Source organism: Pseudomonas fluorescens group sp. PF-1, assembly GCF_054481335.1.
Genome location: NZ_JBTMNG010000002.1, coordinates 1,004,885 through 1,028,346, shown reverse-complemented (window position 1 = coordinate 1,028,346; position 23,462 = coordinate 1,004,885). Strand labels below are relative to the sequence as shown.

Below are 23,462 nucleotides of genomic sequence, written 5' to 3'. Positions count from 1 at the left end.
TGAGGAGGTCAGTAATGAAGATCCTGATAAAAGAATTGGCAAAGTCCCAGTGGCAAGTTCGTCTGGACCAACATGCGGTGACTTTTCGCAGCGAAGCCGAAGCACGCGCCTTCACCAACACGCTTGAAGCGCGCTTGCAGGCCCCCCATCAAATTCCCGACCGTCAGCAGCGAGCTGCCGGCTGAGTCCGCCCTCAGACCTGGGCTTGCACCAACGCCCGGGCATTCTGCAAGCGTCGGGTAAGCATCGCCGCGCTCACCACCAGAATGCCGCACAGGCTGATGACCATGGCCATCGGCATCGCGCTGCCGTCGTGTAAAACCCCCACCAGCGCGGAAGCTCCGGCGGCCACACTGAATTGCAGGCAACCGAGCATCGCCGAGGCGCTGCCGGCGCGGGCGCCCTGGCCGTTCATCGCGCAGGCCGAGGCGTTGGGCAGGATGCAACCCAGGCTGGCGATGCAGACAAACAGCGGAATCAACAACGGCCAAAGCTGAGCGGTATGCAGCGCACTGACGGCGAGCAACGCCAGGCCGGCGCCAAGGTAGATCCACACCGTGCGCGCCAGCAGGAACGCCGGGCCACGCCGGGCCAACAGCCGTGCATTGACCTGGGCCACCAGAATGAAACCCGCCGCATTGGCCCCGAAAAACCAGCCAAAATGTTCGGCCGGAACACCATAAAGTTTGATGAAGACGAATGGCGAACCGGCGATGTAGGAAAACATCCCGGCGATGGCGATACCACCGGTCAGCGCGTGGCCGAGATACACCGGATCCTTCAACAGCCGTCCATACTGGCGCAACGCCCCCGACAAGGGTTGGCGCGGCAAATGGGCGGGCATGCTTTCCGGCAATCCAAGGGCCACGGCCAGACCGGCCAACGCGCTGAAACCGGTCAGCACCAGGAAGATCGACTGCCAACCCGCGGTGTTGACCAGCACGCCGCCGAGCATCGGCGCAAGAATCGGCGCCAGCCCCATGACCAGCATCAACTGCGAAAAAACTTTCGCCGACCCCACCGCATCGCATTTGTCGCTGACCACCGCCCGTGAGATCACCATCCCCGCACACCCGCCCAGCGCCTGGACGAAACGCGCGCCGATCAGCCAATCGAGGTCCGGCGCATAGGCGCAGGCCAGCGAGGCAGCGGTGAACAGCCCGACTCCGATCAACAGGGGAATGCGTCGCCCAAAGCGATCCGCCACCGGGCCATAGGCCAATTGACCGATGGACAGGCCAAAGAAGTATGCCGCCAGCGTCAGCTGCACATGTTGCTCATCGGTAGCAAAGGCAAGCGCCATGGCCGGAAAGGCCGGCAAGTAAAAATCGATCGCCAGCGGACCGAACGCGCTCAAGGCGCCGAGAATGAGGATTGTGCGCAGGTTCATCAGGCATCCAGTTGGGCAGAGTCAGCAGCCCGACAGTCTAGCCGTGCATGGATGCCTTGAACATTCAGATAGCTCGCTAACTATTAAAAAAATCAGGCTAACTTGACGTCATAACCTTCTTCGCTGATCGCCGCGATCACCTGCTCGGCGCTCAGCGAACTTTCGACGCCCACTTCTTTCGCCGCCAGATCGACCCGCACACTGGCGGCCGCATCCCTGGCCTGTACCGCAGCCGTGATGGCTTTGACGCAATGGCCGCAGGACATGCCTTCAACATTGAATACTTGCATGGGACAACTCCTTGAATGAGGTTCTTTAAAGAGGCGACGCGCAGTGTCGAGCTTGCCATCATGGCAAGGTCAAGTTCTGAAATAATCTGCCGGGCTGGCAATCGGCGTCGCGCTCGGCCAAGCTGCGTCCATCTATGACTCGATCTCAGGAGATTCAGCCATGCGCTGGTCAGCTTTCAGCCTGTTTGGCTTTCTCAGCCTTTTCGCCGCCATGCCCTCGGCCAATGCTGCCGGGGAGGACTATGGTGTGCTGATCATTTCCCGCGAACGGCTGGAAGTGTCGACCAACTGCGAGATTGGCGTTTACATCCAGGATCAGTTGTCGGCGCGGTTGTTCCAGGAGCAAAGCACTTCGTTCAATCTGCCGCCGGGCAATGTCTCGCTGCGCCTGAAACTGCTGCCCGGCCAGGCACCTGGCTGCAATCCGGGCATGTTGGCGCCGGGCTCGCAAAACATCACGCTTCGGGCCGGGGACGTGCTGAAGTTCAGGATTGCGATGACGCAGGAAGGGATGTACCTCAAACAAGCGGCGCTCGAGTACTGATCAGCACCTGATGTGGGAGCGAGCTCCCACTATTTACGGTGGCAGTTTTTCGATTCGCGCTTGACCTTACCCGCATGGCAAGGTTGATCCTGTGGGTATCCACTACAGGGAGCGTGCCCCATGTCCGAATCCATTACCTACGATCTGCCCATTGCCGGCATGACCTGCGCCAGTTGCGCCGGGCGTGTCGAACGCGCCTTGAGCAAAGTCGTTGGCGCCACGGCTGTCAGCGTCAACCTGGCCACTGAGCAGGCCCGTGTTCAAGCACCCGCCGACAGCCTGCCGGCCTTGATGGAGGCCGTGCAAAATGCCGGCTACAGCGTGCCGCAGCACAGCCTGGAATTGAGCATCGACGGCATGACCTGCGCCTCTTGCGTCGGTCGCGTCGAACGGGCGCTGAACAAAGTACCCGGCGTGAAGAGCGTCAGCGTCAACCTGGCCAACGAACGGGCCCACCTCGAACTGCTCGGCCAGATCGATCCGCAAACCCTGCTCGCCGCCGTGACCAAAGCCGGATACAGCGCCAGCGTCTGGGAGGCCGAACAGCCACAAACCGACCGCCAGCACACTCGCCTTCACCGCGAGCGCTGGGCCTTGCTCGCGGCCATCACCCTCGCCTTGCCGTTGGTACTGCCAATGCTGCTGCAACCGTTCGGCGTGCACTGGATGTTCCCGGCCTGGGTGCAATTTGCGTTGGCCACGCCAGTGCAGTTCATCTTTGGCGCGCGCTTTTATGTCGCGGCCTGGAAAGCCGTACGTGCCGGGGCCGGCAACATGGATTTGCTGGTCGCCCTGGGCACCAGCGCCGGTTATGGCTTGAGTCTGTATGAATGGGCCACTGCCGCCGGACGCATGCCACACCTGTATTTCGAAGCCTCGGCGGTGGTGATCGCCTTGGTGCTCTTGGGTAAATACCTGGAAAGTCGTGCCAAACGCCAGACCGCCAGCGCCATTCGCGCCCTCGAAGCACTGCGCCCCGAGCGAGCCATTCAAATCGTCGACGGTCGTGAGCAGGAAGTCGCCATCAGCGCCTTGCGCCTCAATGACCTGGTGCTGGTCAAACCCGGCGAACGTTTCCCGGTGGACGGTGCGGTGGTCGAAGGCCAGAGCCATGCCGACGAAGCGCTGATCAGCGGCGAGAGCCTGCCGGTGCCGAAACAGCCTGGCGACAAAGTCACCGGCGGCGCGATCAATGGCGAAGGCCGGTTGCTGGTTCGCACTCAGGCGCTCGGTGCAGAAACCGTATTGGCGCGCATCATCCGTCTGGTGGAAGACGCTCAAGCGGCGAAAGCACCGATCCAGAAACTAGTGGATAAAGTCAGCCAGGTATTCGTGCCGGTGGTTTTGCTCATGGCCCTGGCGACGCTGATCGGCTGGTGGCTGTACGGTGCACCGATGGAAACTGCGTTGATCAACGCCGTGGCGGTGCTGGTGATCGCTTGCCCATGCGCCCTCGGACTGGCGACACCGACGGCAATCATGGCCGGCACCGGGGTCGCGGCGCGCTACGGGATTCTGATCAAGGACGCTGAAGCGCTGGAGCGAGCCCATGAAGTCAGCGCGGTGGTGTTCGACAAGACCGGCACCCTGACCTCAGGCGCTCCGCGTATCGCCCATTTGAGCGCCATCGACGGTGACGAAGCCGCGCTGCTGCAAATGGCCGGTGCCCTGCAACGCGGAAGTGAACATCCGCTGGCCAAGGCAGTCCTGGATGCGTGCAGCGAACGGGGTCTGAGCGTGGCCGATGTCGGCGACAGCCAGTCCCTGACCGGACGCGGCATTGCCGGCAGCCTTGACGGGCGGCGGCTGGCCCTGGGCAATCGGCGGTTGCTGGAAGAAAGCGGCTTGAGCGCTGGCCCCTTGGCCGAATCGGCAAGCGCCTGGGAAACCGAAGGCCGGACCTTGTCCTGGCTCATCGAGCAAAGCCCGGAGCCACGGGTGCTGGGCCTGTTCGCCTTTGGTGACACACTCAAGCCCGGTGCACTGCAAGCGGTGCAACAACTGAGCGCACGGCACATCAGCAGTCACTTGCTGACCGGTGACAACCGTGGCAGCGCCAAAGTAGTGGCCGAAGCACTGGGCATCACCGATGTGCATGCCGAGGTGCTGCCTGCCGACAAAGCCGCCACGGTCACCGCGCTGAAGAAGACCGGCGTGGTGGCGATGGTCGGTGATGGCATCAACGACGCACCGGCGCTGGCCGCCGCTGACATTGGCATCGCCATGGGTGGCGGCACCGACGTAGCCATGCACGCCGCCGGCATCACCCTGATGCGCGGCGATCCACGATTGGTGCCCGCCGCGCTGGACATCAGCCGCAAGACTTACGCGAAGATCCGGCAAAACCTGTTCTGGGCCTTCGTCTACAACTTGGTCGGCATTCCATTGGCGGCGTTCGGCTTCCTCAACCCGGTGCTGGCCGGCGCGGCCATGGCGTTGTCGAGTGTCAGCGTCGTGAGTAATGCGCTGCTGTTGAAAACCTGGAAACCCAAGGACCTGGAGGACAACCGATGAACATCGGCCAAGCAGCGCGCCACAGTGGCCTGAGCGCCAAGATGATCCGGTATTACGAGTCAATCGGCCTGCTCAAGGCCGCCCATCGCACCGACAGCGGTTATCGGATCTACAGTGACGACGATTTGCATACCCTGGCGTTTATCAAGCGCTCTCGGGATTTAGGGTTTTCCCTGGAAGAAGTCGGCAAATTGCTGGCCCTCTGGCAAGACCGCCAGCGCGCCAGCGCCGATGTCAAAGCCCTGGCCCGTCAGCATATCGAGGAGCTGAATCAGAAGATCCGAGAACTGGGCCAGTTGCGCGATACCCTCCAGGACCTGGTTGAGCATTGCCAAGGGGATCACCGGCCGGACTGTCCGATTCTCAAGAACCTGGAATCGGGGTGCTGTGCTGAACCTGTTTCTGCCTGACACCTTGATGCTGAATGTACTGACGCCTTCGCGGGCAAGCCCGCGAAGGCGGACGATCAGGCGACATCCATATTGAATCTGTAACCCTAAAAAAACCCGGCCGAAGCCGGGTTTTTCTTTAGCCGATCACTGCATCCACGGCGGAGGTGGTTCTTCGGCCTTGCCCGGTGGCGCGTCATCAGCGGCACGTGCAGCCTGCTTGCGCTCTTCATCCAGGCGTGCGGCCTCGATCTCGCGCATGATGCCGCCCACGTCAGCCAACTCTTCCGGTTCGTCGAACTCACCGGTCAAGACGCTCGCCGGGTGCAAGGTGCCGGCCTCGTACAAGGCCCACATTTCCTTGGCGTACCGGGTCTTTTTCAACTCCGGGGCGAACCGCCCGAAGTAGGACGCCATGTTGCCCACGTCCCGCTCCAGCATGCTGAACGCGTGGTTGTTGCCCGCTGCGTCCACCGCTTGGGGCAGGTCGATGATCACCGGACCGGTCGGGGTCAGCAATACGTTGAACTCCGACAGGTCACCGTGCACCAGACCGGTACACAGCATCAGCACAATCTGCGAAATCAGAAAAGCGTGATACTCGCGTGCCTGGTCCGGTTCCAGCACCACGTCGTTCAGACGCGGCGCGGCATCACCGTACTCGTCGGCCACCAGCTCCATCAGCAGCACGCCTTCGAGGAAGTCGTACGGCTTGGGCACTCGCACACCGGCATTGGCCAGACGGAACAACGCCGCCACTTCGGCGTTCTGCCAGGCATCCTCGGTTTCCTTGCGGCCGAACTTGGAGCCCTTGGCCATGGCCCGGGCCTGACGGCTGTTGCGCACCTTGCGGCCTTCCTGGTACTCGGCCGCCTGACGAAAACTACGTTTATTCGCCTCCTTGTAGACCTTCGCGCAACGTAACTGGTTACCGCAGCGCACCACATAAACAGCTGCTTCTTTACCACTCATGAGTGGGCGCAGCACTTCGTCGACCAGACCGTCTTCGATCAGGGGTTCAATGCGTTTTGGAGTCTTCATCAGCTTTTATTGTGGGTCCTTTATTACCAAACACGCGAAAGTCATTCGTTATACGGCAATCCTCTCCTTGACGGGAGGGGTTGCCGACCTATGAACGCTGCCGTTGCACACAATGTGCCGAAAAACCTGACAATTTCCGCCGATGTTCATCGACCGCCAAGAATCATAGCCGAGCCCGCAGCACTTGTTGGAGAAGGGATGCAAGGGGATTGACGACAAAATCCGACATACCGGCCGACCTTTTTCGTAGGATTTTTTTCCAACAGCCCTCAATTTCCTACGAAAGCAGCCGAAGTCATCAGTAACAAAGCGAATTGTCCGACGCTCGTTTCGATAGAAGACGACGACTTCCCCAGGAACGGGATCAACAACTCAGTTTATGTCTGCCATTAAATTCCGCGAGTCCTCTGCACTACGTGGGTTACAACAAAATATGGAGCGCGGATGAATATCAAACAGAAGTTGACGTGGGCGTTTGCAATCATCGCCTGCTTGCCCGTGGTACTGGTCGCCACCCTTGTGGTGCTGAACCTGCGCAGCGATGCCAAGGACAATTTTATCGACGGCAGCGGCCGCGAGATTCGTCAGGTCAGCAACGCCATGCAGCTGTTTTTCGACGGCATCAGCCAGAACGTCGAGTACCTGGCCAACCAGCCCTTGGTCAAGACAGCCGACGCCAGCGTGAAAAGCCGCGTCAGCGCTGACGCCGCGAAAATTCCAGACACCGAGATCGACACCAAGCTGTTTGATTTGTTTGCGGCCCTGGCCGCCAGCCATCCGGCTTACTCCTACGTGTCCTACGGCCTGGCCAGTGGTGGTTATGCGTTCTGGCCTGGCGACGCCAAAATGGCCAACTACGATCCGCGCGTTCGTCCCTGGTACAAAACGGCGATGGCCAACCCGGGCAAGACTGTGCGCACCGAAGCCTATTACTGGGCTGGCGATGACGCCGTGCTGGTGAGTACCGTGCGCGCCGTGGCCAACCAACTGGGTGCCCAGGGTGGCGTGGTCAACATCGACGTGTCGCTCAAGCAGCTCACCGAAATCGTCAAACAGATCAAACTGGGTGAGTCCGGCTACCTGATGCTGATGGAAAACAACGGCACCGTGCTGGTGGACCCGAAACAACCGGAGCATAACTTCAAAGCCCTGAGCAGCCTCGGCGACGGTTACGCGCAATTGGCCAAGGCCGGTAAAGGTCTGGTCGAAGTCGAGCTCAACGGCGAGCGCTACATGGCCAACGTCTGGCCGTCGGAGCAATTGGGCTGGACCTTCATCGGCCTGATCAAGCAAAGCGAAGTCATGAGTGCGGCAACCCAACTGACCTGGTTGATCGCCATCATCGCCGCTGTGCTGGCGGTGCTCTTCGCCGTCGTCGGCGCCAGTTTCGCCAGCCTTATCGTGCGCCCGATCCGCAGCGTGGCCAGCGGACTGGAAGGCATCGCCCAGGGTGAAGGCGACCTGACCCAGAACCTGCAAATCCGTGGTCGCGATGAAACCGCGCAACTGGCCAACTGGTTCAACCAGTTCCTGGCGGCGATCCGCAACCTGATTCAGAGCATTGGCGGCGCCGCGAGCAAAATCCTCGACACCTCCAAGAGTTCGACCCAAGTCTCCCACGACATGGCCGAAGCGGCCGGTCGTCAACGTGAAGCCGTGGACATGGTGTCCACCGCGTTCCACGAAATGGTCGCCACCGCCAACGAAGTGGCCCGCTCTTGCAGCCAGGCCGCCGAATCGGCCGACAGTGGCCAGCGCCAGGCCCGCGAAGGCCAGCAACAGATTGACGCCGCAGTGACCAGCGTCGATCGCCTGAGCCAGGAAATCGAACAGTCGGCCCAGTCGATGCAACAGCTGGAGCGCGACAGCAACGACATTCAGTCGATTCTCGGGACCATTCGTTCGATTGCCGAGCAGACCAACCTGTTGGCGCTGAACGCCGCCATCGAGGCCGCACGTGCCGGTGAACAAGGCCGTGGTTTCGCGGTGGTCGCCGACGAAGTGCGAGCCCTGGCCAAACGCACGGCCGACTCCACGGCGGAAATCGACGGGCTGCTGGGCAACCTGGCCAAACGCACCAGCCAAGTGACCCAGCAGATGCATGCGAGCCTGGAAGTGTCGCAGCAATCGGTCATACGCATCGGTGAAGCGCGCAGCAGCTTCGGGCAGATTCGCGAGTCAGTGGACGTGATCCGCGACATGAACACCCAGATCGCCACGGCGGCCGAGCAACAGCATCAAGTGGCCGAAGACATCAACCGGCACATCAGCCACATCCATGGCGATGCGCAGTTGGTGGCGGAGCTGGCGAACTCGGCGCGCCTGGATTCCCAGAGCCTGGCCGGGTTGTCGAATGAGCTGGACGGGTTGGTGCGCCGCTTCCGTACCTGACCGAAGACCGCTGCGCGGTCGATCGCTGGCAAGCCAGCTCCCACAGGTTCGTGTCGTACCCAATATCGGGAATGACGCGACCTCTGTGGGAGCTGGCTTGCCAGCAAAGGCTTCATCACTGCCGAAACAACTCTCCCGGCGTAAACCCGAACAGGTTTTTGAACGCCGCAATGAACGCTGACGTCGAGTCATACCCGCACGCCAGCGCAGCGTTGGTCACGCTGTCGCCCTCCTCCAGCAAGCTCAGCGATGACAACAGCCGCATGCGCTGACGCCAGCCACGGAAACTCAAGCCCGTTTCGCGCTGAAACAAGCGCATCAGGGTTTTCTCCGAAATGCCCAAGCGCTCAGCCCACGCCTGCAAAGTCACGTTGAGCTCGGGATTTTCGATCAGTTCGTTGCACAACCCCAGCAACCGTTCATGCCGAGGCAACGGCAGGGAAAACCCGACTTCCGGCAACGTTGCCAATTGATCCAGCAGCACACTCACCAGCCGCGCCTGCGGGCTATCGCCCTGCGGATACTCCACCGGCAGCAGGCAAAAACTCTTGATCAGTTCACGGGCCAGTGGCGTCACTTCCAGAACCCGGCAACGCCCGTCCGCCCACTGGCAATCCTCGCGACGCACATAGAGGCTGCGCATCTCGGCGCGCATCGAGGTCACCACCTGATGCTCAAGATCCGCCGGAATCCAGATCCCCCACTGGGGCGGCGCGAAAAAACTGCCTTCAGCAGTGTGTACGCCGAGTACGCCACTGATCGCGTAGGAAAACTGCACCCAGTCGTGGCGATGGGACGCCGTCCATGAACCGGCATTGAGGCTCTCCACCCGTGCATACAGCGGACGCGGCAACGCCTTGAGGGGAGGAATGCTGCGTTCGAGGGTGACTTGTCCGTTAGTCGGCATTGACTGACCTTATGTTGCGAGACGGCTGATGGGGCCGACGTTAGGCCATGTCACACATCGATTCAACACCGGTGGCCCATTGTGGGAGCGGGCTTGCCCGCGATAGCGGTGTGTCAGGCAACAGAGATGTTGAATGTGCGGGCCCCATCGCGGGCAAGCCCGCTCCCACAGGTCTTTCGATGCCTTCAAAAATCAGCGCTCGATGATGGCGGTGACGCCCTGCCCTCCCGCAGCACAGATCGAGATCAGGCCCCGGCCTTTGCCTGCCGCCGCCAACAACTTCGCCAGGTTGGCCACGATGCGCCCGCCCGTCGCCGCAAACGGGTGCCCGGCCGCCAGCGAGCTGCCTTTGACGTTGAGCCGGCTGCGATCGATCGATCCCAAAGGCGCATCGAGGCCCAGGCGGGTCTTGCAATAGTCCGGGTCCTCCCAGGCCTTCAAGGTGCAAAGCACTTGCGCGGCGAAGGCTTCGTGGATTTCGTAGTAATCGCAGTCCTGCAACGTCAGGCCGTTGCGCGCCAGCAAGCGCGGCACCGCATACACCGGTGCCATCAACAGCCCTTCGGCGCCGTTGACGAAATCCACCGCCGCCGCCTCGCCGTCGCGCAGGTAGGCCAGAATGGGCAAGCCACGTTCCTTCGCCCACGCTTCGCTGCCCAGCAGCACCAGCGACGCGCCATCGGTCAGCGGCGTGGAGTTGCCCGCCGTCAGCGTGCCCCTGGCACTTTTTTCATAGGCCGGTTTGAGTGAGGCCAGCTTTTCCAGCGTCGAATCCGCACGCAGGTTGTTGTCGCGGGTGAGGCCGAGGAACGGCGTCATCAAATCGTTGTGCCAGCCTTCCGTATAGGACGCAGCCAGTTTCTGATGACTCTCCAGGGCCAGTTGATCCTGTGCTTCGCGGGGGATGCTCCAGGTCTGCGCCATCAGCTCGCAGTGTTGTCCCATGGACAAACCGGTACGCGGTTCGCCGTTGCGCGGGAACTCGGGGATCAGGTCGCGGGGCCGCAACTGCAGGAAGGTTTTCAGTTTGTCGCCGGTGGTTTTGGCGCGGTTGGCTTGCAGCAGAATCTTGCGCAGGCCTTCACTGACACTGATCGGCGCGTCAGACGTGGTGTCGACCCCGCCGGCAATGCCACAGTCGATCTGGCCCAGGGCAATCTTGTTCGCCACCAGCAACGCCGCTTCCAGTCCGGTGCCGCAGGCTTGCTGGATGTCATAGGCCGGGGTCGTGGGTGACAGCCGCGAGCCGAGCACGCATTCGCGGGTCAGGTTCATGTCTCGCGACAGCTTGAGCACCGCCCCGGCAACCACCTCCCCGATGCGCAGGCCATGCAGGTTATAGCGCTCGATCAAGCCTTCGAGGGCAGCCGTGAGCATGGCCTGGTTACTGGCGGTGGCGTATGCACCGTTGGAGCGGGCGAAGGGAATCCGGTTACCGCCGATGATCGCGACGCGGCGCAGCTGAGTCATGAAAAGCTCCTGGTGAAAAATCCAATGTAAACACCGGCCTCTGTGGGAGCGGGCTTGCCCGCGATGGTGTGTCAGCTACATTGATTTCGACTGACACCCCATCGCGAGCAAGCTCGCTCCTACAGTTTGAACAAGCGTAGGCCTTATCTCGTGGATCGAACGACTGATCGCCATTCATGGTCCACACTTTGAACCTCAGCTGCTGGAGCGCGTTCCATGTCTGACCGCTATATCGACTTCGCCAATTCCTCCATCGGCCATCGTTTGGTCGGGGCCTTGGGCCTGCCTTCGCCGGTGCGCCTGGAGCGTTGGCAAGCGGGCCGCTTGCGTCCTATCGAAGGCGCGTTGCTGATCGGCGGCGGGCCGCTGGCGGAAAACGTCAGCGCCTTCGCCAATCGCCTGACCGATGCCATCTACAGCTACGCCACCGATCCTTCGCTGGCCACGGCGTGGATTCCCGGCCATGGCCCGAAACTCAAGGCCGTGGTGTTCGATGCCACTCACCTGGTGCAGACCGATCAGCTCAAACAGCTGCGCGAGTTCTTCCAGCCCTTGATGAAGAACCTCGACCACTGCGCGCACCTGGTCATTCTCGGGCGTGAGCCGCAGACCTTGAGCGACCCGTTCGCCGCCAGTGCCCAACGGGCGATTGAGGGGTTCAGTCGTTCGCTGGCCAAGGAGCTGCGCAGCGGCGGCACCTTGCAGCTGATCCACGTCGGCGAAGGCGCTGAAGATCAACTGGAAGGCCCGCTGCGGTTTTTCCTTTCGCCGAAAAGCGCCTTCGTCTCCGGGCAAGTCATTCGCCTGAACGCCTGCGACACCCCGGTGACCGACTGGACCCGTCCCCTGTCCGGGCGCAAGGCGCTGGTCACCGGCGCGGCGCGCGGCATTGGTGCTTCCATCGCCGAAACCCTGGCCCGCGACGGCGCCGACGTCATCCTGCTCGACGTGCCACCCGCCAAAACCGATCTCGACGCCCTCGCCGCACGCCTGGGCGGGCGCAGCATCACCCTCGACATCTGCGCCGAAGACGCCGCCACGCAACTGGTCGAAGCGCTACCCGACGGCATCGATATCGTGGTGCACAACGCCGGCATCACCCGCGACAAAACCCTGGCCAACATGACCCCGGAATTCTGGGACGCCGTACTCGCGGTCAACCTCAATGCCCCGCAAGTCCTGACCAAGGCCTTGCTCGATAACGGCACCTTGCGTGACCACGGCCGGGTCATCCTGCTGGCGTCGATCAGCGGCATCGCCGGCAATCGCGGACAAACCAACTACGCGGCGAGCAAGGCCGGGCTGATCGGCCTGGCGCAGGCCAGGGCGCCGCTGCTGCAGGCCAGGGGCATCAGCATCAATGCCGTGGCACCGGGGTTTATCGAAACCCAGATGACCGCACACATTCCCTTCGGCCTGCGCGAAGCCGGGCGACGCATGAGTTCCCTGGGCCAGGGCGGCCTGCCTCAAGACGTCGCCGAAGCGGTGGCGTGGCTGGCGCAGCCGGGCTCGGGCGCATTCACCGGGCAGGCCTTGCGCGTCTGTGGGCAAAGCGTTTTGGGGGCATAGGCATGATCACTGACTGGCACACACTCAACCGCGAGCCGAGCCTGCCGGGGCTGTATCTACGCGCGGCGACGCGACGCAAAATCAGCGGCACCACCCTGCCCGATGCCGGTTTGCGCTGCTGGGTCAATGTCGATCCGCAACGCCTGGCGGCCTATCGCAAGGTCTGCGGGTTCGCCGACGATGGTTTGCTGCCACCGACTTATCCGCACATCCTCGCGTTCGCCTTGCAGATGCAATTGCTGACCGCCAAGGACTTTCCGTTTCCGCTGCTGGGGCTGATTCATCTGAGCAATCGCATTCGCGTACTGCGGCCGCTGGGCGGGGTCAATCGGGTCCGGGTCAGCGTGCAAGTGCAGAACCTGCAACCCCACGCCAAGGGTGCGACCTTCGACCTGGTGACCACCCTCGACGATCAACTCGGGTCGCTGTGGGAAGCTGAAAGCCGGATGCTCTGTCGCGGCGTCAAGCTTGAGGGTGAGCCCGTCGAGCAGGTGTTGGCCTCGACACTGCCGCTGAGCGAAGTCGCGCACTGGAAAGCACCCGCAGATATCGGCCGGCAGTACGCCAAGGTGTCCGGCGACTACAACCCGATTCACCTGAGTGCCGTCAGCGCCAAACTGTTCGGGTTTCCTTCGGCCATCGCCCATGGTTTGTGGAACAAGGCGCGCACCCTGGCCGCGCTGGCCGATCACCTGTCGACGGCAAACCTCGAGATCACGGTGCAATTCCAGAAACCGGTACGTCTGCCCAGCGAGGTGACGTTGCTCGCCAGTGCGGCGGGGTCAAGTGGCGATCTGCGCTTGATCGGCGCCGGAGAGCTGGAGCACATGACTGGCCATTGGCGGCCGCTTGCCTGACAACGCCTGAAGAAGACGCGGTGCTGGCGAAGGATATTGCAGGGAGTCGTATTCTACTGGCTGCCTTCGCGGGTCAGCCAGCCGTCAACGGATCGCCAGACCCAGACAGCGACATTCAGGGATAAACCAACTGAAGCCGTGGCAGTGGAAACAGGTTGTTCAACGTCTCCAACAGCCGTACGTGATAGATCGGCTTGCGAAACAGGTCCAGCACCTGCAACCGCAACATGTCACTCACGTCCTCCATGCCCGCATGCCCGGACATCACAATCACCGGCAAATGCTGGCGCGACGTATGCTCGCGCAAGCGCTTGATCAGCGACATGCCACTCTCCTCCGGCATGCGCAGGTCGGTGATGACCAGTGCAATATCCGGATGGAGTGTCAAATGCTGCAACGCCAGTTTCACCGACGTCGCGGTAAAGCAAATAAAGCCTTCGCCCTCCAGCCACTCGGCCAACTCAAGTAACGCATCTTCCTCGTCGTCGACCAGTAGAAGTTGCTGGCGCGAAAGCACAGGAGCGTTCATAGGAGACACCTGGAGTGGGTTAGCGCTGAAATTAGAATTCGTTTTTAGCCCTGGCGACTGACCAATACTTAGCCCAACGCAGTTTTGATTTTTCCAAAAATGGTAGTGATCGAAGTACCCATTCCAGGACTGAGCCCGGCAATCACCACCGCCACCATCGCCGCCACAATGGCGTACTCAATACCCGAAGCCCCTTCGGTATCTTTGGCCAGACTTTTATAGAAAGCGATCTCGGATTTGATCTTCTGAACAACCTTGGCAACAGACATGACGTTCTCCTTGATGACCACGGGTGTTGCATCGACGCAACATGATTCCCCTATGCCAGCACCAGCATTGTCGGCATTTCCCCGGTCAACAACTGTAAGAACGCATTAATACAAAAGTATTAGTCATTTAGTTGGCGTCAGATAACCTGACATTTGCCGTCAATAGTTCACTTTTATCAGATATTTCCGTGCCGGTAATGGCATTTTGCACTAGCTGCGCTAGGGTCAAATAGCGAAATAGTTCAATGTTCATAGCTGCCTTATTGCAAATTTTTCTCGTTCTCTGACACGGATTTTTGCGCAGCAGGAAAGGGAGAGCCGTCATGAACAGTCGTGCCATTCTGGGTCTTGCCGGACTGTCTCTGGTGGGCGCTGTCATTGCCGGTTACTGGGGTTTCACCCTGAGCCGGCAACCGGCTGCCGCCCCTGTGGTTGCACAGACCGGGATCGTCACCCCGGCAGCCGCCACTCCCCAGGCAGCGGCACCACAGGAAGAAGACACCCGCCAACCCGTCGTCGTGCTGCTGCATGACGTCGCGCCGTTCGTGCAAATCACTGCCGCCGACGTGGCCGTGGAAAAACTCCGCACCGCCCCTGCCGGCAGCCTCACCCGTCTCGATCAAGCGATCGGTCGCACGCCCTGGCGCAGCCTGCGTGCCGGAACCTGGCTCAGTGACGAAAGCTTCGAAGCCGGCAGCAAACTGGCGCGGATGATTCGTTCTGACGAACGCGCGCTCGCCGTATCCGTGGACGAAGTCATCAATGCCGGCGGCCAACTGGCACCGGGGGACTATGTCGATGTCTTGCTGTTTTTGCGCATGGACGCCATCAATCCCCAACCCTCGGCACAACTGGTGGTTCCGGCATTGCGCGTGCTGGGGGTGGGCGAACAGTTGGGCCTGACCAACGATGGCCAACCCACCAGCCTGGCCTATAGCAATGATGAAAAGCTCAAGCAGGAACAACAGCGCGCCAACGCCCGTACCGTACTGCTCGCCGTTCCCGCGCCACTGTTGAGTCGCCTGCTCCTCGCCACCCAGGCCGGGGTGTTGCGCCTGGCCGTTCGCAGTGCGGATGAGAAACGCCTGGCCCGTTATTGGGCCGGCGAGCGCGATTCTTCGGCCAACCTCGCCAACGCCAATCGCGAGTTGATCCAGTTCAATCAACTGGCCATGACAGCACCACCCAAACCCGTCGTCGCCAGTGTCCCCGTCGCACCGAGAAAATCGGGCGTGGAAGTCATTCGCGGCAATGAACTCACTCAACAGACCCCCTGAATCGAGCAAGGACGCCTTTCCATGCGCAGACGTATTACTCCGTTATTCAACGGTTTGTTCTGGGCCATTTTGATGGGCGGCATGCCGTTGACGGCAGCCATCGCGGCAAGCGGAAACTGCGCCGCGCTGGGCCCGTTACCCGCCACCTTGGAAATCGGCGAAGGGCAGCAACAGGAGCTGCAATCGCCCGTTCCCATCACGCGCCTGGCCGTGGGGGACCCGAAGATCGCCGACGTTCGGGTCAATGGCAACCAGGCGTTCCTGCTCACCGGGATGGCCCCCGGCACCACCAGCCTGATGGTCTGGACCGCCTGCGCCAGTGCACCGCGCCAAAGCATGGTGTTCGTCCAGGGGCGCGCCACCGCGGCCATGACCAGGGCCGCGCGGCTGCCATCGGATGATCCGTCGCTGCCGTCACAGGTGCAGACCGACATCCGTTTCGTCGAAGTCAGCCGGACCAAACTCAAGGAAGCCAGCACCTCGATCTTTGGCAAGAACTCGAACTTCCTGTTCGGCTCTCCTGGCACAGTGCCCAATACCGGGGTGACACCCCGTGTGCTCCCGCTGCGCAACATCGATCCGCGCATCGCCGCCCCCAGCATTCCCCTGGCCAACGACGTGTTCAATATTGTCGCCGGTGGCGGCAACTTCCTCGCCATCATCAATGCCATGGAAAGCAGCGGCTTCGCCTACACCCTGGCCCGCCCGAGCCTGGTCGCCCTCAGCGGGCAGAGTGCAAGCTTTCTCGCCGGCGGCGAAATCCCGATCCCGATTCCCAGCGCCAACAGCAACAGCTATTCCATCGAGTACAAGGAGTTCGGCATCCGCCTGACGCTCACGCCAACGGTGGTCAGCAACGATCAGATCGCCCTCAAGGTCGCCCCCGAGGTCAGCGAACTGGACTACAACAATGCCGTGACCATCGGCGGCACCACGGTGCCGGCGTTCACCATTCGCCGCACGGACACCAGCATCTCCCTGGCCGACGGCGAGAGCTTTGTCATCAGCGGTTTGATCAGCACGCAAAACGGCTCGCAGGTCAGCAAGTTTCCGGGCCTGGGTGACATTCCGATTCTCGGCGCGTTTTTCCGCAGTTCTTCGATCAGCCGCGAAGAGCGTGAACTGCTGATGATCGTCACCCCGCATCTGGTCCAGCCGTTGGCCGCCAACGCGCAGCTGCCGTCGTTGCCCGGGGAGAAACTGCGCAACTACGACCCCAACTGGTATCGCCTGTACTTCCTCGAAAACGGCGACTTCGATAAACGCAGCGGGTTATCGCAATGAGCCAGAACCTGAGCCAGACCTTCCTCGCGATCACGCGCAACCACACTGACCTTGAGTGGCTGCAGGGCGCCCTCGCGCCACTGGGTCAAGTGGTCAGTGCCGGCGCAGGCAGTCTCGACGAACTGCTGGCGCTGGTGGATGTGACCTTCGCCAGCCTGGTGTTCGTCGGCCTCGACCGCGAACACGTGGTGGCCCAATGCGCATTGATCGAGGGCGCCCTGGAAGCCAAGCCGATGCTGGCGATCGTCGCCCTGGGCGACGGCATGGACAACCAGCTCGTACTCAATGCCATGCGCGCAGGGGCGCGGGATTTCGTTTCTTATGGATCGCGCTCCAGTGAAGTCGCCGGGCTGGTACGCCGCCTGAGCAAACGCCTGCCGGCCGTGACGCCGAGCACCCAACTGGGTGGCCTGACCGTGCTGTATGGCGTGCAGAGCAATGCCGACGGCGCGCTGCTGGCCAATCACATGGCGCAGGTGGTGCAGAAGAGCGGACAGCAAACCCTCTTGCTCGACCTGGGTCTGCCGCGCGGCGACAGCCTGGCCTTGCTCGGGCTGGAGAGTTCGTTTCACTTCGGCGATGCCTTGCGGCATTTGCGCCGACTCGACGCGACCCTGATCGACAGTGCCTTCACCCGTTGTGAAGTCGGGGTACGAATCCTCGCCTACGCCAGTCACGATGAGCCGCTGGAGCACACCAGCGCCGCCGAGTTGTACATGCTGCTCAGCGCCCTGCGCCAACACTTCCAGCACATCGTGGTGAACCTCACCGGGCAACCGGACAGCGAAGCCCTGCGCACCTTCGTCAGCCATTGCGACAAGCTGTTGTGGTACACCGACCAGAACGTGCTCGACTGCCGCCGCAACCTCGAAGTGCTCAATCTGTGGCGCGAAAAGGGCATGAAACTCGATCACGCCCGGCTGTTGGTGGATCGCTACTTGCGCGCCGTCGCGCCGGACTCCGATGCCTTGGGCAAAAGCTTCGGCATGGAGGTCATCGCCACCCTCGCCTATAGCCCCGAGGTGCGCCTGAACGCCAAGAATCAGGGCGTGACCCTGTTCGAACTGGCGCCACGGGAAGTCCTTACGCAAAGCCTGCGCACCCTCGGTGAATGCCTGGCCAAGCGTTCCGAAAACCTGGCCAAGCCCAAGTCCTGGTTCAGCCGTTTGAGAGGTGCGCAATGAGCGGCGAAAAACTGTTCGGCGCGACGCAGCGCAGTGTGGCCGGCAACACCGACCATGAAGGCCTGAAACTGGTGCTGCACCGCTACATCATCGATGCGATCGAAGAGTCGGGCAAAAACCTCCTGGAAGGATCGCGGCAGGCGCTGTCGCAATTCGTCATCGACAAGGTGGCCGAATACATCGCGCGCCTGCACCTGGCGATTTCCCGTTATGAGATGGAGCGCCTGGCCGAAGAGATCGTCGACGAGCTCACCGGTTTCGGCCCGCTGGAAGTGTTGTTGCGAGATTCGGCGGTGACCGAAATTCTGGTCAACGGCCCGCACCGGGTGTTCATCGAGCGCGACGGTTTGCTGCACCAGAGTGATTTGCGCTTCATCGACGCGCACCACGTCGAACGCGTTATCCAGCGCATTCTCGCGCCCCTCGGCCGGCGGCTCGATGAGTCGTCGCCGATGGTCGATGCGCGCTTGCCGGACGGCAGCCGGGTCAACGCGATCATTCCGCCGATTGCCCTCGATGGCCCGTGCCTGTCGATCCGCAAGTTCCGCCAGGACATGCTCAACAGCACCGACCTGATGACCATGCAGACCATCGACCAGGCGATCTACGACTTCCTCAAGGAAGCCGTGGGCAAGCGCTGCAACATTCTGATCAGCGGCGGCACCGGCACCGGCAAGACCACGCTGTTGAACATTCTCAGCCAACTGATCAATCCCCAAGAACGGCTGGTGACCATCGAAGACATCGCCGAACTGCAACTGGGCCACCCTCATGTGGTGCGCCTGGAGACCCGTCCGCCGAATGCCGAGGGCCACGGCGAAGTGAAGTCCAGCGACCTGATTCGCAACGCCCTGCGGATGCGCCCGGACCGCATCATCCTCGGCGAGATCCGCGGTGTCGAAGTGGTCGATGTGCTCACCGCCATGAACACCGGCCACGACGGTTCAATGAGCACCGTGCACGCCAACAATGCCCAGGATGCGCTGCTGCGCCTGGAAACCCTGGTCGGCCTGACGGGCCGCAGCATCGCCGAACGCACCTTGCGACAAATGATCTGCGCGGCGCTGGACGTGGTGATCCAGTTGACGCGCTTGCCCGATGGCCGTCGCTGCGTCAGCGAGGTCGTGGAGGTGATCGGCATCCGTGAAGATGTGTATGTGACCAATACGCTGTTCCGCCTCGACCGTCGCAGCGGCTTCGGTTTCATGCGCGAAGCGGTCAACCCTGCCGGTGACAAACTGCGTCGCGAATCGGCGCTCTCTCCCTCGGCGTACTGAAGGTTACAGCATGCTCAAATCGCTGCTGCTCATCCTCGTTTGCCTGGCCTTGCTCGGCCTGTCGGCCCGCCTGCTTTACCGCGGGTTGCGCAAGCCCGGCACCCAGCGCGTGCTGGAGCGCCTGACCCAGGGGCAACCCGAACGGGTGGTGCAGAAATCGTCCTGGGTGGCACTGGATCGCGCCTTTTTGCGTGCAGGCCTCGGACGCCCCACGGAGCGCCTGGGGCTATGGCTGACACTTTGGGGGCTGGCGGTATTGCTCGGGGTCGCGGCGGGCGGCTGGGTCGGTCTTTTCATTCTGTTGCTGCTGCCGCCGCTGTTTCTACACTTGTACATCGGTTGGCGCTATCAACGCCGACTCAAGCGCATGATCGAGCAATTGCCGTCGCTGCTTGACCATGCGGTGCGCAGCCTGAAGTCCGGACGCACCCTGGCCGATGCGGTACTGGGCGCCATCAACGCTGCCGAAGACCCGCTGAAAAACGCCCTGGGCCGGGTGCAACGCAGTGTGCAGTTGGGCGTCAGTCTGCCCGACGCCGCCTCGGACTTTGCCGAGCTGTACGACAAAGACGAACTGCGCCTGTTCGCCCTCGGCTTGAAGGTCAACCATCGCTATGGCGGCAACGCCAGCGAGCTGCTGGAAAACCTGATCAAGCTGATCCGCGAACGCGAGCAAGCGGCTCGCCAATTGAGTGCCATGACCGGCGAAACCCGCGTCACGGCGGTGGTCCTGGCCCTGCTGCCGGTCACCGTCGCCGGCTACTTTCTGATCTCCAATCCTAAGTACCTGCTCAGCATGTGGAACGACGGCTCCGGGCAATGGATGCTGGTGAGCGCCCTCCTCTTGCAGGTGTTCGGCTGTCTGGCACTGTGGCGGATGTTGCGTAGCCTATGAACCTGTCCATGTTGCTGAGCTCATTGCTGTTTCTGTTGGCATCGCTGCTGCTGTTGAGCGTCGTGCTGGAACTGCGTCGGCGTGCGCGGCAAGTGGTGCGACGACTGGACGGCAAAGCGCCGAGCGAGCCCCGCTTGAGTCAATGGCTGCTAGCCCTGGGCACCAGTCGGCTGGGTCAGCAGTCGGTCAAACTCGATAACGAAACCCAGACACTGCTCAACGGCCTGGGCTGGCGCACCGCGCGCAAACGCGCCCTGTATGCGGCGTTCCAGGTCGGCGTGCCGGTGCTGGCACTGGCCCTGAGTGTGCTGATTCAAGAGCTGTTTTTTGCGCACGTCACCCATCGCTGGGTCGCGCCGACGTTTGCCACCGGCATGGGCTATCTGCTGCCCAAACGCCTACTGGCGGCGGCCGCGCAGCATCGGAAGAAAAAACTGGCGATCGAGATTTCCACCTTCATTCCGTTGCTGCGCATCCTGTTCGAATCAGGCATGGCCGTGGAGCAATCGCTGCGTGTGTTGAGCAACGACGGCAAACAGCTGATGCCCACGCTCACCCATGAACTGCGCCTGGTGTTGGCCCGGGTCGATTCCGGCCTGGAACTGGGCGATGAACTGAACAAGGCGAGCCGCTTGCTGGCGGTGGATGAGTTCACCGACACCTGCGTGATTCTGCAACAGCTGATCCATCAGGGCGGCGGTGCGATGAAGTCGCTGCTGGCACTCAAGCTGTTGCTCGATGACCGGCGCCTGACGCGCCTGCAGGAATACATTTCCAAGATGTCCGCCAAAATGTCCGTCGTGATGATGCTGTTCCTCTTCCCGGCGTTATTGATCGTACTGGCCGGCCCGGGCCTCACCGCCCTTACCCGGGCCTTTGCTTCTTAGAGGGATCGTGATGAAAGTAGTGATTGCCGGTTTGAGTCTGCTGTTGCTGGGCGGCTGCGCGAGCAACGGCCAGACACCCTGGAACGCCCTGACCGACTCCGCCCGTTGCGGCAAGTTGAGTTCCGAAGAACAGCTGTCGCTGAACCTTGCGGACGACATGGCCAATGACGGCAAGCTGCACGCCAGCCTGGCCAATCTGCAGAACCTGCCGGACAACCTGGCCGATGTGCGCTTGCGCAAGGCCAAGGTCTATCGACTGCTGGGCCGCAACGAAGCCGAGCCGCTGTACCGCAGCCTGCTTGGCGGCTGCAAGGCGGCCGAGGCCGAACACGGCCTGGGTCAACTTGCTGTCGCACGGGGCGACAACGGCCAGGCCCAGTCCCACCTGCAACGGGCGGCACGCCTGGCGCCCACCGACGAAAAAATCCGCAACGACCTCGGTGTGGTGTACCTCAATCAATTGCGTGTCGAAGACGCCCGATTCGAATTCCTGACCGCCCTTGAACTCAAGCAAAACAACACCTTGGCAGGACTGAATCTGGTGACGCTGCTGATCTATCAGGACGACTGGAGCCGCGCCGCCGAACTGGTCAGCCGCCTCGGCCTGAGCCCAGCCCAGGTCACCGAGGCCCAGGCCCGCGCGCAAAGACTCAAGGCGCCAGCCACGTCCGCCCCGACCGTCGCCGCGCAAGTCGCCGTCGCCACCGCACCCGCCCTTCAGTAGGGAGAACCCAGGATGAAACCGACCACCCTCTGCTGCCTCGGCCTGCTGGCCCTGCCCCTCACCAGCCACGCCATCGACCCCGGCCCGAACTCGCCACAACAACAGGAAACCGAAGGCTGGCTGCAACTGCAAAGCAGCAAGAACGCCGCCTCGCAAAAACTGCAAACCGCTACCGCAACCGAACGGGAACTGACGATGCAGCGCTGGTTGAAGACTTATCAGCACGAGATCCCGCAGTTCTTTGATCAGGATGCGGGCGGTAAGGTGGACAGTGGGTCGGGGAATTAGCGTTGGTGGTTTGCGGCCATGGGGTGGACGCAAACCTGTAGGGTCGCCGTAAGGGCGAAGCCATAAGTCGCCATTACCGCGCAAACGGATAGGTACACCATCCAAAAAACCGATGGGTTATTCAGTGCGCGGTCACCCGCTGCCGCAACCCGGAACCGCTCGGCGAAAGCGCCAACGCCAACTGCGTCCGATTATGCATATGGGTCAAGCGCAGCACCTGGGACACATACAGCTTCACCGTGTTCTCGGTGATCCCCAACTCACAGGCAATCTGATAATTGGTCAGCCCCTTGCCCACCAGCCGCGCCACATCCAGTTGCCGGGGCGACAACTGATTGAAAATCGCCGGGATCTCTACCCGATCCGCTTCGCTGACGGCCTCATCGCCCGACTCCCCCGAACCCGACGAAAGCGGAGTCCGGCGAACCTTGTCCAGGTCCTGATACAGGTCCTCGATCGACTCGGACAGGTACTGCAGCTTCTGATCCAGGTGCCCCAGTTGCAGCGCCTTGTGCCGTTCCTGCAAGACCAGTTCCTGCCGCTGCAAGCCTTCGAGCAGCTCCGTCAGATCAATCGGCTTTTGGTAGTAATCGGCAAAACCGGCACGCAATGCCTTGATCACATCCTGCTTGTCCGCATGCCCGGTCAGCATGATCGCCTCGAACGCGCGGTGTTTGCCCGACAGCCGTTGCAGCTCCAGAACCAGTTGAATGCCGTCCAGACCCGGCATGTGCAAATCACAGAGCACCAGGCCGATATCAGGGTCTTCGTTAAACCGCTCAATGGCTTGATGGCTGGACCCGCAGGCAACGGAACGGTAGCCGCGGCTCTCAAGAAATTCGCAGAGTTCTTCAACGATGAATGGCTGATCGTCGACCACAAGGACTTTTACTGCCGAGGTACGCTTGCTCACGTGCAACTCCCTGCCAGGTCAAAGGCTGACCGTACTTCCACTCACAGCTCAGGGCTGTACAACTACTGAATGAAAGTAGTCGCACTTTCCGACTCTGTAAAAAAACGAAACACAGCCAATGTCAGCAACAAGCCCACGAGCAAAAACGGCGCGAAGGGTTGTTTCTTTGACATTCCAGGCTGCAGATAGCGAAGGCGTCCTCTAAGCCTTTGACCGATATGGAGCCAGACGCTTGGCGCCAGCAGCAGCCAGCACACACTGGCCAATCCGGCACCGATGAACACGCCCAGCACATGCAGACCATCGGTCGCCAGACCCAGGGCGGTCATGAGTTTCACATCCCCCGCGCCCAGGCGTCGTAACGCATAACCGGGCAGGGTGAATGCCAGCGCCAACAGGGCTGCCCAGCCGCCCTGTTCTGCGGGTGCGCCCACCCAGGTGGTTCCGCTCCACAGCATCCATGCCAGGGCCAACGCCCCTGCGCCAAGGGTCAAGCCATTGGCGATGTGCCGCTCCCGGGCATCCTGCGCTGCGCATAGCGCCAGCCAGATCAGTAGGACAAGGCTCTGCATC

Annotated in this window: 24 protein-coding genes; 15 read left to right on the top strand and 9 right to left on the bottom strand. The window is 61.6% G+C overall.

Going from position 1 to position 23,462, the window contains the following annotated elements; genetic code table 11:
• Positions 1-14: 14 nt before the first annotated feature.
• Positions 15-185 carry a hypothetical protein gene (locus ACX3YD_RS19350; protein ID WP_167361795.1) on the top strand — a complete coding sequence of 57 codons (171 nt, stop codon included), beginning with the start codon at positions 15-17 and terminating at the stop codon, positions 183-185.
• A gap of 8 nt (positions 186-193) precedes the next feature.
• Here ACX3YD_RS19350 and ACX3YD_RS19345 read toward each other — a convergent pair whose 3' ends face one another.
• Together ACX3YD_RS19345 and ACX3YD_RS19340 are read right to left on the bottom strand one after the other, a co-directional pair.
• A complete protein-coding gene (locus ACX3YD_RS19345; RefSeq protein WP_458960789.1) occupies positions 194-1,390 on the bottom strand; it encodes a multidrug effflux MFS transporter in 1,197 nt (398 codons plus the stop codon).
• Positions 1,391-1,482: 92 nt separating this feature from the next.
• Positions 1,483-1,680 carry a cation transporter gene (locus ACX3YD_RS19340; RefSeq protein WP_047537090.1) on the bottom strand — a complete coding sequence of 66 codons (198 nt, stop codon included), beginning with the start codon at positions 1,678-1,680 and terminating at the stop codon, positions 1,483-1,485.
• Positions 1,681-1,840: 160 nt separating this feature from the next.
• Between ACX3YD_RS19340 and ACX3YD_RS19335 the strand changes: the two genes are divergently transcribed.
• From ACX3YD_RS19335 to cueR, 3 genes are all read left to right on the top strand, one after another.
• Positions 1,841-2,224, top strand: a complete 384-nt coding sequence (locus ACX3YD_RS19335) for a hypothetical protein (RefSeq protein ID WP_047537087.1) — start codon at positions 1,841-1,843, stop codon at positions 2,222-2,224.
• Between the two features lie 120 nt (positions 2,225-2,344).
• The gene (locus ACX3YD_RS19330; protein WP_458960788.1) at positions 2,345-4,738 is read left to right on the top strand and encodes a heavy metal translocating P-type ATPase; all 2,394 of its coding nucleotides are present in this window, start codon (positions 2,345-2,347) and stop codon (positions 4,736-4,738) included.
• Positions 4,735-5,148, top strand: coding sequence for a Cu(I)-responsive transcriptional regulator (gene cueR / locus ACX3YD_RS19325; RefSeq protein WP_090465209.1), 414 nt, complete (start codon positions 4,735-4,737; stop codon positions 5,146-5,148). Before ACX3YD_RS19330 ends, cueR begins: the two co-directional genes overlap by 4 nt.
• Before the next feature lie 126 nt (positions 5,149-5,274).
• Here the strand turns inward: cueR and ACX3YD_RS19320 are convergent, their stop codons facing one another.
• A complete protein-coding gene (locus tag ACX3YD_RS19320; protein ID WP_103403233.1) occupies positions 5,275-6,168 on the bottom strand; it encodes a PA4780 family RIO1-like protein kinase in 894 nt (297 codons plus the stop codon).
• 444 nt (positions 6,169-6,612) lie between these two features.
• Here ACX3YD_RS19320 and ACX3YD_RS19315 point away from each other — a divergent pair, with 444 nt between their 5' ends.
• On the top strand, positions 6,613-8,559 hold the full coding sequence (locus tag ACX3YD_RS19315; RefSeq protein ID WP_103403234.1) for a methyl-accepting chemotaxis protein: 1,947 nt from the start codon (positions 6,613-6,615) through the stop codon (positions 8,557-8,559).
• A gap of 115 nt (positions 8,560-8,674) precedes the next feature.
• Here ACX3YD_RS19315 and ACX3YD_RS19310 read toward each other — a convergent pair whose 3' ends face one another.
• Positions 8,675-9,466, bottom strand: a complete 792-nt coding sequence (locus ACX3YD_RS19310; protein ID WP_103403235.1) for an AraC family transcriptional regulator — start codon at positions 9,464-9,466, stop codon at positions 8,675-8,677.
• A gap of 192 nt (positions 9,467-9,658) precedes the next feature.
• Complete coding sequence (locus ACX3YD_RS19305; protein ID WP_458960787.1) at positions 9,659-10,936, bottom strand: acetyl-CoA C-acetyltransferase; 1,278 nt, start codon at positions 10,934-10,936, stop codon at positions 9,659-9,661.
• 216 nt (positions 10,937-11,152) lie between these two features.
• Here ACX3YD_RS19305 and ACX3YD_RS19300 point away from each other — a divergent pair, with 216 nt between their 5' ends.
• Positions 11,153-12,505 (top strand): 3-oxoacyl-ACP reductase, encoded by a 1,353-nt coding sequence (locus ACX3YD_RS19300; protein ID WP_458960786.1) that lies wholly within the window; start codon positions 11,153-11,155, stop codon positions 12,503-12,505.
• A gap of 2 nt (positions 12,506-12,507) precedes the next feature.
• On the top strand, positions 12,508-13,362 hold the full coding sequence (locus ACX3YD_RS19295; RefSeq protein ID WP_458960785.1) for a MaoC family dehydratase: 855 nt from the start codon (positions 12,508-12,510) through the stop codon (positions 13,360-13,362).
• 115 nt (positions 13,363-13,477) lie between these two features.
• Here the strand turns inward: ACX3YD_RS19295 and ACX3YD_RS19290 are convergent, their stop codons facing one another.
• On the bottom strand, positions 13,478-13,891 hold the full coding sequence (locus ACX3YD_RS19290; protein ID WP_458960784.1) for a response regulator: 414 nt from the start codon (positions 13,889-13,891) through the stop codon (positions 13,478-13,480).
• 68 nt (positions 13,892-13,959) lie between these two features.
• Positions 13,960-14,160, bottom strand: coding sequence for a Flp family type IVb pilin (locus tag ACX3YD_RS19285; protein WP_458960783.1), 201 nt, complete (start codon positions 14,158-14,160; stop codon positions 13,960-13,962).
• Between the two features lie 323 nt (positions 14,161-14,483).
• On the opposite strand from ACX3YD_RS19285, the gene cpaB reads away from it, so the two are divergent.
• From cpaB to ACX3YD_RS19245, 8 genes are read left to right on the top strand one after another with little or no spacing between them, the layout of a single operon-like run.
• On the top strand, positions 14,484-15,437 hold the full coding sequence (gene cpaB / locus ACX3YD_RS19280; RefSeq protein ID WP_458960782.1) for a Flp pilus assembly protein CpaB: 954 nt from the start codon (positions 14,484-14,486) through the stop codon (positions 15,435-15,437).
• A gap of 21 nt (positions 15,438-15,458) precedes the next feature.
• Positions 15,459-16,721, top strand: coding sequence for a type II and III secretion system protein family protein (locus tag ACX3YD_RS19275; RefSeq protein WP_458960781.1), 1,263 nt, complete (start codon positions 15,459-15,461; stop codon positions 16,719-16,721).
• On the top strand, positions 16,718-17,905 hold the full coding sequence (locus ACX3YD_RS19270) for an AAA family ATPase (protein WP_458960780.1): 1,188 nt from the start codon (positions 16,718-16,720) through the stop codon (positions 17,903-17,905). The genes ACX3YD_RS19275 and ACX3YD_RS19270 overlap by 4 nt, the downstream gene beginning before the upstream one ends.
• The gene (locus ACX3YD_RS19265) at positions 17,902-19,182 is read left to right on the top strand and encodes a CpaF family protein (protein WP_103403244.1); all 1,281 of its coding nucleotides are present in this window, start codon (positions 17,902-17,904) and stop codon (positions 19,180-19,182) included. The genes ACX3YD_RS19270 and ACX3YD_RS19265 overlap by 4 nt, the downstream gene beginning before the upstream one ends.
• 10 nt (positions 19,183-19,192) lie before the next feature.
• The gene (locus ACX3YD_RS19260) at positions 19,193-20,077 is read left to right on the top strand and encodes a type II secretion system F family protein (RefSeq protein WP_458960779.1); all 885 of its coding nucleotides are present in this window, start codon (positions 19,193-19,195) and stop codon (positions 20,075-20,077) included.
• Between the two features lie 8 nt (positions 20,078-20,085).
• On the top strand, positions 20,086-20,964 hold the full coding sequence (locus ACX3YD_RS19255; RefSeq protein ID WP_458960778.1) for a type II secretion system F family protein: 879 nt from the start codon (positions 20,086-20,088) through the stop codon (positions 20,962-20,964).
• Positions 20,965-20,974: 10 nt separating this feature from the next.
• On the top strand, positions 20,975-21,688 hold the full coding sequence (locus tag ACX3YD_RS19250; protein WP_458960777.1) for a tetratricopeptide repeat protein: 714 nt from the start codon (positions 20,975-20,977) through the stop codon (positions 21,686-21,688).
• Between the two features lie 12 nt (positions 21,689-21,700).
• Entirely contained in the window at positions 21,701-21,976 is a 276-nt protein-coding gene (locus ACX3YD_RS19245; RefSeq protein WP_103403248.1) for a DUF3613 domain-containing protein, read from the top strand.
• Between the two features lie 121 nt (positions 21,977-22,097).
• Here ACX3YD_RS19245 and ACX3YD_RS19240 read toward each other — a convergent pair whose 3' ends face one another.
• Positions 22,098-22,889 carry a response regulator transcription factor gene (locus ACX3YD_RS19240; RefSeq protein ID WP_103403249.1) on the bottom strand — a complete coding sequence of 264 codons (792 nt, stop codon included), beginning with the start codon at positions 22,887-22,889 and terminating at the stop codon, positions 22,098-22,100.
• Between the two features lie 62 nt (positions 22,890-22,951).
• Entirely contained in the window at positions 22,952-23,461 is a 510-nt protein-coding gene (locus ACX3YD_RS19235) for a prepilin peptidase (protein WP_458960776.1), read from the bottom strand.
• Position 23,462 lies beyond the last annotated feature (1 nt).

Excerpts from the sequence above, each read along its gene's own strand:
- ACX3YD_RS19350 (WP_167361795.1), top strand. The coding sequence starts at position 15 with ATGAAGATCCTGATAAAAGAATTGGCAAAGTCCCAGTGGCAAGTTCGT.
- ACX3YD_RS19345 (WP_458960789.1), bottom strand. The coding sequence starts at position 1,390 with ATGAACCTGCGCACAATCCTCATTCTCGGCGCCTTGAGCGCGTTCGGT.
- ACX3YD_RS19340 (WP_047537090.1), bottom strand. The coding sequence starts at position 1,680 with ATGCAAGTATTCAATGTTGAAGGCATGTCCTGCGGCCATTGCGTCAAA.
- ACX3YD_RS19335 (WP_047537087.1), top strand. The coding sequence starts at position 1,841 with ATGCGCTGGTCAGCTTTCAGCCTGTTTGGCTTTCTCAGCCTTTTCGCC.
- ACX3YD_RS19330 (WP_458960788.1), top strand. The coding sequence starts at position 2,345 with ATGTCCGAATCCATTACCTACGATCTGCCCATTGCCGGCATGACCTGC.
- cueR (WP_090465209.1), top strand. The coding sequence starts at position 4,735 with ATGAACATCGGCCAAGCAGCGCGCCACAGTGGCCTGAGCGCCAAGATG.
- ACX3YD_RS19320 (WP_103403233.1), bottom strand. The coding sequence starts at position 6,168 with ATGAAGACTCCAAAACGCATTGAACCCCTGATCGAAGACGGTCTGGTC.
- ACX3YD_RS19315 (WP_103403234.1), top strand. The coding sequence starts at position 6,613 with ATGAATATCAAACAGAAGTTGACGTGGGCGTTTGCAATCATCGCCTGC.
- ACX3YD_RS19310 (WP_103403235.1), bottom strand. The coding sequence starts at position 9,466 with ATGCCGACTAACGGACAAGTCACCCTCGAACGCAGCATTCCTCCCCTC.
- ACX3YD_RS19305 (WP_458960787.1), bottom strand. The coding sequence starts at position 10,936 with ATGACTCAGCTGCGCCGCGTCGCGATCATCGGCGGTAACCGGATTCCC.
- ACX3YD_RS19300 (WP_458960786.1), top strand. The coding sequence starts at position 11,153 with ATGTCTGACCGCTATATCGACTTCGCCAATTCCTCCATCGGCCATCGT.
- ACX3YD_RS19295 (WP_458960785.1), top strand. The coding sequence starts at position 12,508 with ATGATCACTGACTGGCACACACTCAACCGCGAGCCGAGCCTGCCGGGG.
- ACX3YD_RS19290 (WP_458960784.1), bottom strand. The coding sequence starts at position 13,891 with ATGAACGCTCCTGTGCTTTCGCGCCAGCAACTTCTACTGGTCGACGAC.
- ACX3YD_RS19285 (WP_458960783.1), bottom strand. The coding sequence starts at position 14,160 with ATGTCTGTTGCCAAGGTTGTTCAGAAGATCAAATCCGAGATCGCTTTC.
- cpaB (WP_458960782.1), top strand. The coding sequence starts at position 14,484 with ATGAACAGTCGTGCCATTCTGGGTCTTGCCGGACTGTCTCTGGTGGGC.
- ACX3YD_RS19275 (WP_458960781.1), top strand. The coding sequence starts at position 15,459 with ATGCGCAGACGTATTACTCCGTTATTCAACGGTTTGTTCTGGGCCATT.
- ACX3YD_RS19270 (WP_458960780.1), top strand. The coding sequence starts at position 16,718 with ATGAGCCAGAACCTGAGCCAGACCTTCCTCGCGATCACGCGCAACCAC.
- ACX3YD_RS19265 (WP_103403244.1), top strand. The coding sequence starts at position 17,902 with ATGAGCGGCGAAAAACTGTTCGGCGCGACGCAGCGCAGTGTGGCCGGC.
- ACX3YD_RS19260 (WP_458960779.1), top strand. The coding sequence starts at position 19,193 with ATGCTCAAATCGCTGCTGCTCATCCTCGTTTGCCTGGCCTTGCTCGGC.
- ACX3YD_RS19255 (WP_458960778.1), top strand. The coding sequence starts at position 20,086 with ATGTTGCTGAGCTCATTGCTGTTTCTGTTGGCATCGCTGCTGCTGTTG.
- ACX3YD_RS19250 (WP_458960777.1), top strand. The coding sequence starts at position 20,975 with ATGAAAGTAGTGATTGCCGGTTTGAGTCTGCTGTTGCTGGGCGGCTGC.
- ACX3YD_RS19245 (WP_103403248.1), top strand. The coding sequence starts at position 21,701 with ATGAAACCGACCACCCTCTGCTGCCTCGGCCTGCTGGCCCTGCCCCTC.
- ACX3YD_RS19235 (WP_458960776.1), bottom strand. The coding sequence starts at position 23,461 with ATGCAGAGCCTTGTCCTACTGATCTGGCTGGCGCTATGCGCAGCGCAG.